This is a genomic window from Chryseobacterium sp. HR92 (assembly GCF_045689405.1).
Lineage (GTDB): Bacteria > Bacteroidota > Bacteroidia > Flavobacteriales > Weeksellaceae > Chryseobacterium > Chryseobacterium viscerum_A.
In genome coordinates this window covers 527,710-541,129 of sequence record NZ_CP139139.1, presented here as the reverse complement: position 1 = coordinate 541,129, position 13,420 = coordinate 527,710, and the positions used below count along the sequence as shown (strand labels likewise).

Sequence of the window (13,420 nt, the reverse complement as noted above, 5' to 3'; positions counted from 1 at the left end):
TAATATCTATAATTTACATTTTAAATTACTTATTGATCTCTGCATTTAATTTTACAGCATCCTGATAAGTAGGATCTAATTGTAAAGACTTAGCAACATAATCTTTTGCTTTTGCAGCATCAGAATCTTTGCTCATGTATGCTACAGCGAAGTAAGCATAAGCAAGAGTTTGCTTGTTAGCTTCCTGATCTGCCGGTTTTACAGTACTGATAAATTTCTCATAAGCCAATTTTGCTGCTTCATTGTTCCCTGCCTGTTGGTAAGAATATCCCTGGCTGTAATATGCCGGTGCCCAATCTGGAAGAAGAGCAGACATTTTTTGCCATGTAAGAATTGCTCCGTTCCAGTTTTTAACATCCTGGTAAGCTGTTGCCAACTTGAATAATGCATCAGAGTCCTGGCTATTAGCAGCAACCTGCTTTTTCAATGCTTCAATTGCTGGGTTAGTAGGTCCTTTATCAGCTTCAGCCTGAGAAGCACCACCACCTCCGGCGATGTTAGCCAATTCAAGATCCCACTTCAATGTTTCATCTTTTGCAGCTTTTGCAATAGCAACTTTCTGCTGAGATTCTGCCATTAAAGCTGATTTTTTAGCAGCATCTTTTTCATCTTTTGCTAAACCTGCAGCAATAAGCCCTTGCAAACCTTGGTCAGCAGGCTGTATTCTTGTTTTTTCAGCTTGAGAAGCGAAAGTATCCATGTTCTGCTTAGCATCTGCATAGTTTTTATCTGCATATGCCTGATAAGCTCTTAATTTGAACTTAATAGGGTCTTCGATTTTATCAAAGATTTTATCCAAAACTGTTTTAGAATTTGCGTAGTCTTCGTTTGTGAAGTATAATTTTGCAATTTCTAACTGAGTATATGGATCTTCGTCAGCGTATTTTGTATAGTTGATAAGATCTTGTGTTGCTTTTGCATTCTGCTGATATCTGATATCATAACCAGCCAATGCTTTATAGGCAGGAGCATAAGTAGCATCTACACCAATAGCTTTATCAATGTTCTGCTTAGCTTGCTGCCATTGTTGTGCAGCCATCCATAAAGTTGCCATTCTTGTATAAACGGAAGCTTTATTTTTAGCAGTAGGTAATGCTTTATCATAAGCAGACATAGCCTCTCCCGGCATTCTTTTTAATCTGTAAGCATCTCCTAGTGTATAATAATAATGTGCAGGAACTCCTTTTTTCTCAGCTTTCTCAATTGCCTTGGTCAAAAACTGGATAGCAAGATCAGGTGAACTGTTCTTTTCAAATAAAGTTAAAGCTTCTGCAGCTCTGAACAGAACTTCAGCGTCTTTTTCTCTTGAATCAGTCACTACTTTCTGAATTTCAGCTACAGCGTTTTTATCACCTTTACCTAATTTAACAGCAGCTAAACCGATTTTGTTAAGATAGCTTTTTGCATCAGCAGCTAATCCTTTGTTGAAGCTTTCAGTTGCTTTAGCATAATCTGGCTCTCCCTGTCTTAAGAAAGTATTTCCCAAATAGAAGTAGTTTTCAGCTGTAGGTTCTTTAGCGATCATTTCAGTGAAATTTGTTTTTGCCTGAGCAAATTTATCACTGTCTATACTGTTGATACCATCCTGCAGTGTTTGTGCAGAGGCAAAACCGGTAAAAAATACCACGGCTGCTCCAAAAGCAATCTTCTTTACATTCATATTCATTATATCTTTCATTTTATATTTTCTAATAATTGAGTTATATTCTACACAATTTTCAGACCAAATCAATATTTTTAACAAGTCTAAATTGTGAATTTAATATTTTTTAACGCATCTGAACCTCTCTCTTGTAAATGTTATAAGGCTGCAGACCTTCTTTTTGCACAATTTTTTGCCCTAAATGAGTGCACGAAAATCTTATAAATCCGTTGGCAATATTAAAATTACCTTCATTAATCAGGAAATAAAGAACTCTTGTAAAAGGATATTCCATTGTACGAAGCCCTTCAAAATCTGCATTGTAAAGCTTCCCTTTTTCTACAACAGGGAGAATTTTAACCATTTCTCTTAGTTTCTCAGAAGTTTTATCATAAGGACGGCTAAAAGTATTAAGCCCTATAACCCCTATTTTATCAGGATATTTACCTAATTCCTCTATGATCTTCTGATTTCCTGGAATAATGGAAAATTGAAGGTCTTTTGGCTGTTTTTTTAATTTTTCAGCTACAAAATTCAGATTACTTGAGTTGGTTCCATCGAAAATGAATTCTTTTTTATCAGACATCAGCCCACTATTGATTTCCTCCATTGAAATATTTTCTTTCGGAGAGTCTTTAGGAACTACAAAAACCACTGCGTCCGCAGCAAATTTAGCAGGAAGAAACTTTAAATCTGTTCTTTCTTCGTATGTTTTTATTTCTTCAGGAGTAAGATTTCTGGACATCACCACTACTTTAGCACTCCCTTTCAGAAGATCAAGAAGTCCTAAATCTTCTTTTTTGGTTTCTACTTTGATGTGAGTTTCAGGGTAATTGATCATATAGCCGTCAGCTAATGCTTCTGTGACACTTTGAAAAGACTCGTCAGTAAAAATTGTAAGATCACCTTTGTGATAAGAAGGAGCATTTTTCTCCTTTTTGCAGCCCGCAAGCATTATGCTCAAAACAACAATTACTGCAAGCTTAAAACTATTCTTCATTTCTCGATTTTTTAATTCTTGAGATCGCTCTGTAAATTCTGAAAATACCATAAATAACCAGTACTACACCTAGTGCATAGGCAACAGCAGGTTCCAAAATAGTAAAGAAGAATTTGTAGACAATCACTACAATTCCTAAAACGATATAAAACAATCCCGTAACCAGGGATAACCAATTGAACATCATGTAACAAAAATACCAAAAAAAATAAAAAGAGAAGCATATGCCTCTCTTTTTATTTATATTTTGAATAACTTAAGTCTTATTCAAAGTTCATAGTAAATGGTACACTATAGTAAGATCTAACGCTCTCCCCGTTTCTCTTCGCAGGAGTCCATTTTTTAAGTTTCTTAACTACACGTACAGCTTCACTGTTAAAGTCGCCATTTGGAGATTTCTCTTCAATAGTAACTGCAGAAACAGTTCCGTCTTTTTCTACAACGAACTTCAGCTTAGCTTTAAGCGTTCCTTCGCCTCCTTCCATTAAAGAAGTATCAAAATTATCTCCCAAGAACTTTCTTAATGCTCCCATACCTCCAGGATATTCTGCAGATTGGTCTACATCTTTGTAGATCTCGTTAGGATTATTTGTTTTCACCTCTGCTGTACTAGCTTTAGTACCTGTAGATGGTGGTGGTGGCGGCGGCGTATAAGCTGGAGCCTTTACCCCCTCCTGATTATTCAAACCAGTTGTAGTTTCCAACTGCTTAGAAATTGGTGGTGGTGGAGTTTCAATTTTTGGAGCTTTTACAGGCTCAGGAACTACGTTCTGAATCACTTCAATTTTCTCCTCTTCTTTTGGAGGTGGAGGTGGTGGAGGTGGTTCTTCTTCCTTAGGCTGCTCAATAATCGGATCTTCTTCGATAATATCTACTAGATCTGCCTTTACTTCTTGCTTAGGCGGAGCTGTAAGATTTTTAATCGTAAGATAGATGAACGGAGACAAAGCTGCCAAAAGGAATAATGCTGTTCCGATGATAAAAGACTTTGTTAAAAGTCTCGGATACTGATGTCTAATATCGTAGGCACCATATTCCTTGTTTCTATTTTCAAATACGATTTCGTCTAGAGTAAGATTCTGACCGTATACATTTTCATCTGCCATAGATTAGATATAACAATTTTATGGTTAAATTACTTTGTAGCAGCAGCTGGTGCAGCAGCACCTCCTACTTTTTTCTCATAAATAGCTTTTTCCCAAGGCTTGATATCAGTAACACCGTACTGCTCACTTTTGGTAATTGCCATTTCGTCAAGAATATCAACAAAGTTCTTATATACAGCATCGTCAGTTGGCTTAATGATCACGGTAAATTTCGTTTGATCTGCAGCTCTAGATTTTGCCTGCTGAATTACTTTTCTAATTCCTTCTCTATCAAGAGTAGTTTCCATAAGAGTTTGGTCATTCAAGGATGTAGCATCCTGCTGGTGCCAAAATACTCTGTTATCTTTTCCTAATAAAATAGAAATTGAGTTAGAAAGTTTAATTTCTGTTGGAGGTGGTTTTTGTTTTTCATCTTTCGGTTTAGCCGGAAGACCCAAATCCATAACATTCGGTTTACTGAATGTAGTTGTGAACATAAAGAAGGTAATCAATAGAAAACCCAAGTCCACCATCGGAGTCATATCGACTCTGGTACTCTGCTTCTTGGAACGGACCTTGCCGCCCTTGCCGCCTTTTTCTTGTACTTGTACTTCTGCCATTTCTATCGATATTATTCGTTAGGTTTACCTTCTTGTGATGTAATCAACCAAAATTTAAGAAAATCAATATCTCTTAAACCCTCAAATAGACTTTTAACTTTAGGGTACTGAGTTGTAACGTCACCTTTAATAGCTAACTTGTAGTCAGGATTAACGCTCAAACTTTCTTTTACCCAATCAATTAATTGCTTATTTGTACTGTCCATAGGAATACCTGTAGGACTCTTATAATTTTTCTGCTCATCTGCAGGCATATCCAAATACCCCTTAAGTTGGTTCATTGGAACTCCAATTGCCTGAATTTTCTGGAAAGCTGCTTTTTGGTTGTTATCAAAAGTAACTCCATACTTTTGTCCCATTTTTTCCAAAAGTGCAAGTCTTTCTGATGCATTTTCTACTGGCTGGAAATAGAATTTTCCGTCCGGAGTAGCGTTGATAGTCATTAAACTAGCATCAGGAAGCAATTTTTCCGAAATTGAAGATGGCGGTTTGATCTGCTCCACGTCAGGTTTTTTAAACTGAGTGGTCAAGATAAAGAACGTAAGGAGTAGGAACGCAACGTCACACATTGCAGTCATGTCCGTAATTACTCCATGTCTTTTTGGTTTGACTCTCGCCATTATTATAAAATATTTTTAATTAAACTTCTTTTAATTGCTAATGCAAATATCTTGCTAATTCTTAGTTGAATTCAGCGAAAGATTGTTGGATACTCATAGAGATCTCGTCGATCTTGTAAGTTAATCCATCAATTTTAGATGTAAAGAAGTTATAAAGGATAATAGCGATTGCTGAAGTACCAATACCTAATGCCGTGTTGATCAAGGCTTCAGAGATACCTGTAGATAGAGCAGCAGCATCCGGAGTACCTCCTCCTGAACCTAATGCGAAGAATGCCTTGATCATCCCGATTACCGTTCCAAGTAGTGCTACTAACGTTGCAACAGTACCTAAAGTAGAAAGGATCATCATGTTTTTCTCAAGCATTGGCATCTCAAGAGTAGTAGCTTCTTCGATAGCTTTGTTAAGCGCTACCATTTTCTGCTCTTTATTTAATGTAGTATCGTGAGAAAGTGCTTTGTAAGTAGTAAGACCTTCTTTTACTACGTTACCTACAGAACCTTGTTGTCTGTCACACTCTTCGATAGCTTCGTCAATTTTGTTTTGGTTTAGTAAGCTTCTTACTTGTACAACGAAGTTGTCTAAGTTTCCTTTTCCGGCAGCTTTACCAAGAACGAAATATCTTTCAAAAGAGAAAACGATTACAGTAATCATGAAAGTAATCAAGATTGGTACGATAACCCCTCCTTTGTAGATAATACCTAAAAACGATTCTGGGTGAATGTCTTTTCCTTCAACACTTGAAAAGGCTACAGACCCACTTCCTAGTTTATCTGCATCTTTAAAGTTTCCTGGGCTACCAAGAACGAATAAATAAATACATACTCCTATAATAAATAGAATAGGAATAATAACAGCTGGATTTAAACCTCCTGCCTTTCTAGCAACTACTTGCTCATCATTTTTTGAAACATTCATTTCCATATTTAACTAAATTATATTGTTTTAAAATTTTACAGGGTGTAAATTAAAGGCAAAATTAATTAAAATGCAAGAGTCTTAATTAAACATTTTGCTTTTTTTTGATAAAGAAATTTTAATACGATTTCGATATAATAATTATTTTTAAATATTTTATTTATTTTCCCCAAATTTAACATTTGAGTTAAAAAATCAAAAAAATAAGACACCCATTTTTTTTAATTTCCCAATGTTAAATTTTATTTAAATTACGATATTCACAATACGGTGAGGGACTACAATGATTTTTTTAGGGGTTTTACCCTCCAAAATCTGTTGCATTTTATCACTCGAAATCACCAAATCTTCCACTTCCTTGGCAGATAATTGAGCTGAAAGTGAAATTTTGAACTTCATTTTACCATTTACACTTACCGGATACTGAATTTCATCTTCAATCAGATAATCTTCATTTAATACCGGGAATTTTTCAAATTCAATAGATGTATTGTGTCCTAACAAACTCCATAGTTCTTCACAGATGTGAGGCGCATACGGAGAAATGATAACGGCTAGCGGCTCTAAAATATTGCGTTTGTTACATTTTATTTTCTGAAGCTCATTCACAGCAATCATAAAGGATGATACAGATGTATTGAATGAGAAGTTTTCAATATCATATACCACCTTCTTTATTAAAGTATGTAAAACTTTGTATTCTTCTTTTGTAGGTTCTTCTTCTGAAACTTCAAATACATCTCCATTAAAATACAGATTCCAGAATTTTTTAAGGAAACCATATACACCACTTAATCCCTGAGTATTCCAAGGTTTGGATTGTTCCAACGGGCCTAAGAACATTTCGTATAGTCTTAGTCCGTCTGCTCCGTACTCTTCACAGATATCATCAGGATTTACTACATTGTATTTTGACTTGGACATTTTTTCTACTTCACGGTCTGTGATGTATTTTCCATCTTCCAGAATAAATTCTGCATCTGCATAATCCGGTCTCCATGCTCTGAAAGCTTCAGTATCCAATTCGTCAGAAGTTCCTTTTAATAAGGATACGTCAACATGGATCTGCTGAGTCTGGTAATTTCCTGCCAGATTTTTAGAAACATATTGATTAGTTCCTTCAATTCTATATACATATGCACTCATTCCTAAGATCATCCCCTGGTTGATCAATTTCTGGAATGGCTCATCATGGTTGATGTATCCTCTGTCCTTTAAAAACATGTTCCAGAAACGGGAATATAATAAGTGACCTGTTGCATGCTCACTGCCTCCAATATATAAATCTACCTGTCCCCAATAGTCTGAAAGATTCTTTGCACAGAATTCTCCGTCATTTTGCGGATCCATATATCTTAGGAAATACCATGAGCTTCCAGCCCAACCTGGCATTGTAGATAATTCTAACGGGAAAATAGTTTTATCATCCACCAGATCTGTAGCAACTACTTTTTGGTTAGTTTCATCCCAGGCAAATTCTTTTGCATTCCCTAATGGCGGATCTCCGTCTTCTGTTGGCAAATATTTTTCAACTTCAGGAAGTTCCAATGGTAAAGCGGAAGCTGGCAACGTATAAGGCATTCCATCCTTATAATATATAGGAACAGGTTCTCCCCAATAACGCTGTCTTGAGAAAATTGCATCACGCTGTCTGTAGTTCGTTGTTCCATGACCGATTCCTTTGGTTTCGATCTCTGAAATTATTTTTGACTTTGCATCATTATAATTCAAGCCATTTAAGAAATCAGAATTGACACAAACGGAATCTTTAGAATCAAAAGATTTTTCCTGAATGTCTTCTTCTGTCTCTACCACTTTTTTAATTTCCAGGTTAAATTTCTTTGCAAATCTGTGGTCACGTTCATCATGTGCCGGAACAGCCATCACGGCTCCTGTCCCATATCCCATCAACACATAGTCTGAAATATAGATCGGCATTTTTTCGTTGCTGAACGGATTGATTGCATAACTTCCTGTGAAAGCTCCGCTCACGTTTTTCACGTCAGACATTCTGTCTCTTTCCGTTTTTTTGGAAGTTTCTTCAATATAAGTATCTATTTCTACTTTTTGAGCATCAGTAGTAATTGCTTCCACTAAAGGATTTTCCGGAGCCAATACCATAAAAGTTGCCCCAAAAATAGTATCAGGTCTTGTTGTAAATACCTCAACGATTTCATCATGGCCATCTACCTGGAACTGAACCTGTGCTCCCTGAGATTTACCAATCCAGTATTCCTGAGAATCTTTCAAAGGCTGCGGCCAGTCTAAAGTATTCAATCCTTGTAATAATCTTTCAGAGTATGCGGAGATTCTCATACTCCACTGCATCATTTTCTTTTGGAAAACAGGAAACCCTCCTCTTTCAGATTTTCCATCTTTTATTTCATCGTTTGCCAATACAGTTCCTAATGCAGGGCACCAGTTTACAGTGGTTTCTGCTCTGTAAGCAAGACGATAGTTTAACAGGATATCTTCTTTATCAAGATCGGAAGCCATTTTCCATTCTTCTGCTGTGAAATTTAATTCGTCATTCTGATTGGCATTTAATCCTTCTGTTCCTTTTTCTTCAAAATGTTGGATCAGGGAATCAATAGATTCTGCCTTATCGGTATTTTTATTATACCAAGAGTGGTAGAGCTGGATAAAGATCCATTGTGTCCATTTATAATAAGATGCATCTGAAGTTCTTACTTCTCTGCTCCAATCGAATGAGAAACCGATTTTTCTTAACTGCTCTTCGTATCTGTTGATATTCTGTTCTGTAGTAATAGCGGGATGCTGCCCTGTCTGGATAGCATACTGCTCAGCAGGAAGTCCAAAACTGTCATATCCTACCGGGTGAAGAACATTAAAACCCTGATGTCTTTTATATCTTGCATAGATATCCGATGCTATGTATCCCAGCGGGTGACCTACGTGAAGACCTGCTCCGGATGGATACGGAAACATATCGAGTACGTAAAATTTGGGTTTATCTGTGTTATTAGAGGTTTTATAAGTTTGATTTTCCTCCCAGTATTTCTGCCACTTTTTTTCTATCTGCTGATGATCGTAAAACACTTTATATATATGTTATATGTTAGACTTTAAAATATTGAATTATTTTTCTTTTGAACAAGATTCACAAAAATAATGATTTTAAAGTAAATGGAAATTTAATTTATGATGAATTGCAATTCTATCCCCAACAAAAAAATCCCATCCGGAGATGAGATCTGTTTTATATCCTGAAGTATATACTATTATTGAGTAACTCTTTTGAAGGTATATGTTCTTGTCTGGAATATAGTAGGATCCTGAGTCTCCTCTCTTACAGCAAGATTGAGTGTTGTAGCATCCAGAGTAATAACCTTTGCATTTTGCGGCTCTACTATCCCCTGAATTTTCATCTGAACGTCTTTTCCTTCCTTATTATAGGTATAATTGAATTTTATATCAGAAAGAATAGCACACTGACCAGGTGTAGCGGTATCTCCCCAGTTCGTCTTTCCTCCTTTGGAGTCAACGCTAAACCACCATCTTGTCTGTTTCTGACAATCTGTATAAGTAATCGTGTTAGAAACCGGGTCTTCACCAACTTCTACAGTGGTAACAACTTCTTTTAATGGTTGCCATGTCCCAACAAGAGGAGCTTCCAGAACAGTATCATTGTCACTACTACAGCCTGTAGCTGCAGCAAACAAAGATAAACCTGCAAATAGTAATGCTAATTTCTTCATAGATCAATTTTTTCAAGCGCTAAAATTATAATTTTTTTGATTTATATTACTATTTTTTATGAAAAATTATTTTATCAACGATTATTTATATATATTTTAAAATAGTGAGCCCCTATTTTCCCTTTATTTAACAAATAATGGATACATGAGCATCGTTCATTCTATTAAAAAAGTTATTTTTGCAGGAAACAAAATACAAATGCAGGATATTACGAGAAACAATTTTGATTTTATACGTGTTCTCCTTGCTTTCATTGTCTTTGTAGGACATTTGGGAGCATTAAGCGGCTCTGCCCAGCTTACAATTCTAACGCACAGCCCTGTGGAAGTAGCTGTTTTCTCATTTTTTATCGTTAGTGGATTTCTTATTGCGAGAAGCTACGAAAGGTCATCCAGTTTAAAAAGCTACGCCAAAAAGAGATTCAACAGAATTGTTCCCGCTTATCTATTAGTTGTTTTTCTATGTGCTGTATTACTGAGCCTCGTGAGTACACTTCCTCTTTCTGAATATTTCGGCAATACGCAGGTTTATAAATATTTATTCTGGAATTCAATTTTTATGAATTTTAAAGCACCTTGGCTTCCCGGTGTATTCGGAAACCAGGCTGTAAATGGGGCCTTGTGGACTCTTAAGATAGAAATGTGTTTTTATATAGCTGTTCCGTTAATGTTTCTATTGTTTGGAAAAAATAACAAATACCGAAATATCAGTCTGATCGTACTGTATTTCCTTTCTCTGGTATATCTTAATTATTTTGAAATGGCTGGAAAAGCGGCTCTTTCAAGACAGCTGCCGGGTTCACTATGTTATTTCATTGGTGGAATGCTGATTTACTTTAATTTTGACAAGTTTATCAAACACAAGAATACTTTATTCATCATTGCTATGATTACGGTCTGGATAGATCTTATTTTTAATATAAAATTCTTCTCTCCGATGATGATCAGTATTATTGTTCTGTATATTGCTTACTCATTTAAATTTTTGAATAATTTCGGAAAGTACGGAGATTTCACTTATGGAATCTACATATTCCACTTCCCTATCATCAGGGTATTTGCAACATTGGGACTTTTTGCCAATTATAATCCTTACTTTATGGGATTGGTATGTATGTTGGTAGTTATAGGGGTAGGAATTGCTTCCTGGCATCTTTATGAAAAAAGATTTTTATAATTTTACAGTCTTAAAAAGCACAAATGAAAGATCTTGTCTCCATTATCACTCCCTGTTATAATTCTGCTGAATTTATCGAGGAAACCATACAGTCTGTTCTTAACCAAGCCTATGAAAACTGGGAATGGCTGATTACTGATGACCTTTCCAAAGATAATACAGTTGAGATTATCAGAAAATATAATGATCCCAGAATAAAACTACAGGTACTGGAAAAAAATGGAGGTGCAGGAAATGCAAGAAACAACAGTCTGGAAAGAGCACAAGGAAGATATATCGCTTTTCTGGATTCTGACGATTACTGGTATCCTGAATATCTGGAAACAATGACAGATTATATGCAGGAACACAATGCAGAACTGGTTTACTGCAACTATTCCAGATGTGATGAACAGCTTCAGCCTATCCTGAAAGATTTTCTGGCAGATAAAGTGGTTACCTTCTCCAATCTTTTGAAGACATGCCGTCTGGCACCGGTTTCCACGATGTATGATACCCAAAGGGTTGGAAAATTTTTGTTTCCTGTAAAAAGCAAGCGTGAAGATCATGTCATGTGGCTTAATCTTTTAAAAGTAATTCCTGAAGGGATTCCTGTACAAAAGACATTAGCAAAATACAGAATGCGTGAAAACAGTGTTTCCAGAAAGAAAAAAAATATCATCAAAGATCAATATCTAGTCTATAAGGATTTCATGGGGTTTTCAACTTTAAAATCATTGTATTATACGGCTAACTGGGCACTGAACGGATTTATGAAGTATTCGAAAATTTTCAATTAATGGAGTATTCAAAAGAGTTCAAAGCGGCTCTGAGCGCTTTTTCCGGTACCGAGAAAGATAAACTTATTTTCAGGCTTCTGAGAAAGGATAAATTATTGTCTAAAAAATTGTATTTCGAGCTTATTGATCCGGAAACAACGGATGATAAGAGAAATGCAATGGAGGAAATTGTAGCGGAAAAGGTTCTTTTAGCCTCAAAATACACTGGAAATGCTCCTTATTTCCTGACTATCATCCGAAAGATAAGCGCAGAAATCACTGAACATATTAAAATTACCACAGATAAATTCGGGGAAGTTTCGCTGAATCTTCTTCTTATCAATAAAATTCTGGAAAACAACAGTGACCTCAGCAGACAAAGATTTGACAATGTTTACAAACTCTATATTTACATCATCAATAAAGTATTCAAAGCTTTGGCTCTTATTAAAAAACTGGATGAAGATTACTGGATGGAAATTGATGAATATCTGCGGGACACCCAAAAGAAAATCTCAGAAAACCATTATCTTCAAAAACTCTGTGTGAACAATGGTCTTGACATCAACTGGCTTGAATGCGACAGGATTCCAGAAAACATAGATCAGATCATGAAAGAAATGAAAAGCCAGGGATATTTACGATAAGATTTTCTGTAGAATCATTTTGGTAGAATCAGGTTTTCCATCTACGAATTTCCCTGCATTCTGGGACATTTCTGTAAGTTCTTCCTGATTATCTTCATTCATAAGAAATAAAACAAATTCAGCGGCCGTATATTCGTCTGGAAAAGATTTTCCGCCGTTAGCAGTGATGAGATCATCAGCTTCCGGATTTTTTTTGTAATGATTTCCAAAGATCACAGGAACCCCAAAAGTTGCCGCTTCCAGAATATTATGAAGTCCTGCATCATGAAATCCTCCTCCCACAACGGCTGCATCTGCATAAGAATATAGTTTTGACAATAAGCCAATACTGTCTATAATTAAAAGTTGAGCGCTATCAATTGATGATAGATTATCCTGTATCTGACTGTATAATAATGCACCCGGAAATATACTTTTCAAATGCTCTACTCTTTTCAGATCATGGGGTGCGATAATGAGTTTCACCATATTATTTTTACGGGAAACCACTTCTGCTATTTTTTCTTCAGCCTGCCATGAACTCCCAAAAACGACTGTTTTATTACCTCCTTTAAAGTCTGCAATATAATCTACATGGTTGTTCCTGCTGCGAAGTTGTTTTACCCTGTCAAACCTTGTGTCTCCCGTTACAGAAGATTTTATCAATCCTATACTCTTGGCCAGAGCCAATGAAAATTGTGTCTGATGAAAAAACCAATCCACATCTTTCCGAAGCTGTTTTACAAACCATTTTCCATAGGAAGTAAAGAAGGACTGTCTTTCATAGAACAAAGCGGAAATAACGTAAATTTTTGCCCCTTGATTTTTCAGTTCTGCAAGCAGATTGTACCAGTAATCATATTTAACCGTAAAAAATAGTTCAGTATTAAACTGTGATACAAACTCCTTTACAGCATTTTTTTTATCGAATGGCAAGTAACATATAACGTCTGCAATATGTTTCTTCTTAATGACATTCTCATATCCTGAGGGAGAAAAAAAAGTCACCAGAACTTTATGTCCGGGAAAATTATCTTTAAGCTTTTCCAAAACAGGAAGTCCCTGCTCATATTCTCCTAAACTGGCAGCATGCATCCAAATCACTTTATCTGTTTTTGAAAATACTGATTTCACTTTATCTAAAGACTGCTTTCTCCCTTCAACGCCTTTTTTAGTTTTATCATTAATCAATGCAAAAGCCTTCATTCCGAAAGCAAGGAGACTGATAAATATATTGTATAGAAAAGCCATTTT

The 13,420-nt window shown here is 35.9% G+C and carries 13 protein-coding genes; 3 read left to right on the top strand and 10 right to left on the bottom strand.

Translation table 11 applies throughout. The annotated features are described in order from the left end of the window. Positions 1 to 25: 25 nt before the first annotated feature. The 9 genes from SFA27_RS02425 to SFA27_RS02385 all read right to left on the bottom strand — a co-directional run bounded on the left by SFA27_RS02425 (position 26) and on the right by SFA27_RS02385 (position 9,605). A complete protein-coding gene (locus tag SFA27_RS02425; protein ID WP_047373525.1) occupies positions 26 to 1,678 on the bottom strand; it encodes a hypothetical protein in 1,653 nt (550 codons plus the stop codon). Between the two features lie 91 nt (positions 1,679 to 1,769). After that, positions 1,770 to 2,642 carry a PstS family phosphate ABC transporter substrate-binding protein gene (locus SFA27_RS02420; RefSeq protein WP_047373526.1) on the bottom strand — a complete coding sequence of 291 codons (873 nt, stop codon included), beginning with the start codon at positions 2,640 to 2,642 and terminating at the stop codon, positions 1,770 to 1,772. After that, entirely contained in the window at positions 2,632 to 2,829 is a 198-nt protein-coding gene (locus tag SFA27_RS02415) for a DUF308 domain-containing protein (protein WP_172617109.1), read from the bottom strand. The genes SFA27_RS02420 and SFA27_RS02415 overlap by 11 nt, the downstream gene beginning before the upstream one ends. A 76-nt stretch (positions 2,830 to 2,905) precedes the next feature. Beyond that, entirely contained in the window at positions 2,906 to 3,748 is an 843-nt protein-coding gene (locus SFA27_RS02410) for an energy transducer TonB (protein ID WP_047373527.1), read from the bottom strand. Positions 3,749 to 3,777: 29 nt separating this feature from the next. Further along, a complete protein-coding gene (locus tag SFA27_RS02405) occupies positions 3,778 to 4,347 on the bottom strand; it encodes a biopolymer transporter ExbD (protein ID WP_047373528.1) in 570 nt (189 codons plus the stop codon). Positions 4,348 to 4,358: 11 nt separating this feature from the next. After that, on the bottom strand, positions 4,359 to 4,967 hold the full coding sequence (locus tag SFA27_RS02400) for a biopolymer transporter ExbD (RefSeq protein ID WP_047373529.1): 609 nt from the start codon (positions 4,965 to 4,967) through the stop codon (positions 4,359 to 4,361). A 61-nt stretch (positions 4,968 to 5,028) separates the two neighbouring features. Then, positions 5,029 to 5,892, bottom strand: a complete 864-nt coding sequence (locus SFA27_RS02395; protein ID WP_047373530.1) for a MotA/TolQ/ExbB proton channel family protein — start codon at positions 5,890 to 5,892, stop codon at positions 5,029 to 5,031. Between the two features lie 240 nt (positions 5,893 to 6,132). After that, on the bottom strand, positions 6,133 to 8,946 hold the full coding sequence (leuS, locus tag SFA27_RS02390; protein ID WP_407296056.1) for a leucine--tRNA ligase: 2,814 nt from the start codon (positions 8,944 to 8,946) through the stop codon (positions 6,133 to 6,135). A 182-nt stretch (positions 8,947 to 9,128) separates the two neighbouring features. After that, on the bottom strand, positions 9,129 to 9,605 hold the full coding sequence (locus SFA27_RS02385) for a lipocalin family protein (protein ID WP_047373532.1): 477 nt from the start codon (positions 9,603 to 9,605) through the stop codon (positions 9,129 to 9,131). Between the two features lie 145 nt (positions 9,606 to 9,750). Here SFA27_RS02385 and SFA27_RS02380 point away from each other — a divergent pair, with 145 nt between their 5' ends. The 3 genes from SFA27_RS02380 to SFA27_RS02370 are packed head-to-tail and all read left to right on the top strand — an operon-like array spanning position 9,751 to position 12,187. Next, positions 9,751 to 10,782, top strand: a complete 1,032-nt coding sequence (locus tag SFA27_RS02380; RefSeq protein ID WP_052184528.1) for an acyltransferase — start codon at positions 9,751 to 9,753, stop codon at positions 10,780 to 10,782. 23 nt (positions 10,783 to 10,805) lie between these two features. Further along, positions 10,806 to 11,561, top strand: a complete 756-nt coding sequence (locus SFA27_RS02375) for a glycosyltransferase family 2 protein (RefSeq protein ID WP_407296052.1) — start codon at positions 10,806 to 10,808, stop codon at positions 11,559 to 11,561. Further along, positions 11,561 to 12,187, top strand: coding sequence for a deoxyuridine 5'-triphosphate nucleotidohydrolase (locus SFA27_RS02370; RefSeq protein WP_407296050.1), 627 nt, complete (start codon positions 11,561 to 11,563; stop codon positions 12,185 to 12,187). Before SFA27_RS02375 ends, SFA27_RS02370 begins: the two co-directional genes overlap by 1 nt. On the opposite strand, the gene SFA27_RS02365 is transcribed toward SFA27_RS02370, so the two are convergent. After that, positions 12,179 to 13,417, bottom strand: coding sequence for a 3-deoxy-D-manno-octulosonic acid transferase (locus SFA27_RS02365; protein ID WP_407296047.1), 1,239 nt, complete (start codon positions 13,415 to 13,417; stop codon positions 12,179 to 12,181). The two genes, SFA27_RS02370 and SFA27_RS02365, sit on opposite strands and share 9 nt — an antisense overlap. Between the last annotated feature and the right edge of the window lie 3 nt (positions 13,418 to 13,420).

What these genes read in the sequence shown, in the direction of transcription:
- SFA27_RS02425 (WP_047373525.1), bottom strand. Translation starts at nt 1,678, where the DNA reads ATGAAAGATATAATGAATATGAATGTAAAGAAGATTGCTTTTGGAGCA.
- SFA27_RS02420 (WP_047373526.1), bottom strand. Translation starts at nt 2,642, where the DNA reads ATGAAGAATAGTTTTAAGCTTGCAGTAATTGTTGTTTTGAGCATAATG.
- SFA27_RS02415 (WP_172617109.1), bottom strand. Translation starts at nt 2,829, where the DNA reads ATGATGTTCAATTGGTTATCCCTGGTTACGGGATTGTTTTATATCGTT.
- SFA27_RS02410 (WP_047373527.1), bottom strand. Translation starts at nt 3,748, where the DNA reads ATGGCAGATGAAAATGTATACGGTCAGAATCTTACTCTAGACGAAATC.
- SFA27_RS02405 (WP_047373528.1), bottom strand. Translation starts at nt 4,347, where the DNA reads ATGGCAGAAGTACAAGTACAAGAAAAAGGCGGCAAGGGCGGCAAGGTC.
- SFA27_RS02400 (WP_047373529.1), bottom strand. Translation starts at nt 4,967, where the DNA reads ATGGCGAGAGTCAAACCAAAAAGACATGGAGTAATTACGGACATGACT.
- SFA27_RS02395 (WP_047373530.1), bottom strand. Translation starts at nt 5,892, where the DNA reads ATGGAAATGAATGTTTCAAAAAATGATGAGCAAGTAGTTGCTAGAAAG.
- SFA27_RS02385 (WP_047373532.1), bottom strand. Translation starts at nt 9,605, where the DNA reads ATGAAGAAATTAGCATTACTATTTGCAGGTTTATCTTTGTTTGCTGCA.
- SFA27_RS02380 (WP_052184528.1), top strand. Translation starts at nt 9,751, where the DNA reads ATGAGCATCGTTCATTCTATTAAAAAAGTTATTTTTGCAGGAAACAAA.
- SFA27_RS02375 (WP_407296052.1), top strand. Translation starts at nt 10,806, where the DNA reads ATGAAAGATCTTGTCTCCATTATCACTCCCTGTTATAATTCTGCTGAA.
- SFA27_RS02370 (WP_407296050.1), top strand. Translation starts at nt 11,561, where the DNA reads ATGGAGTATTCAAAAGAGTTCAAAGCGGCTCTGAGCGCTTTTTCCGGT.
- SFA27_RS02365 (WP_407296047.1), bottom strand. Translation starts at nt 13,417, where the DNA reads ATGGCTTTTCTATACAATATATTTATCAGTCTCCTTGCTTTCGGAATG.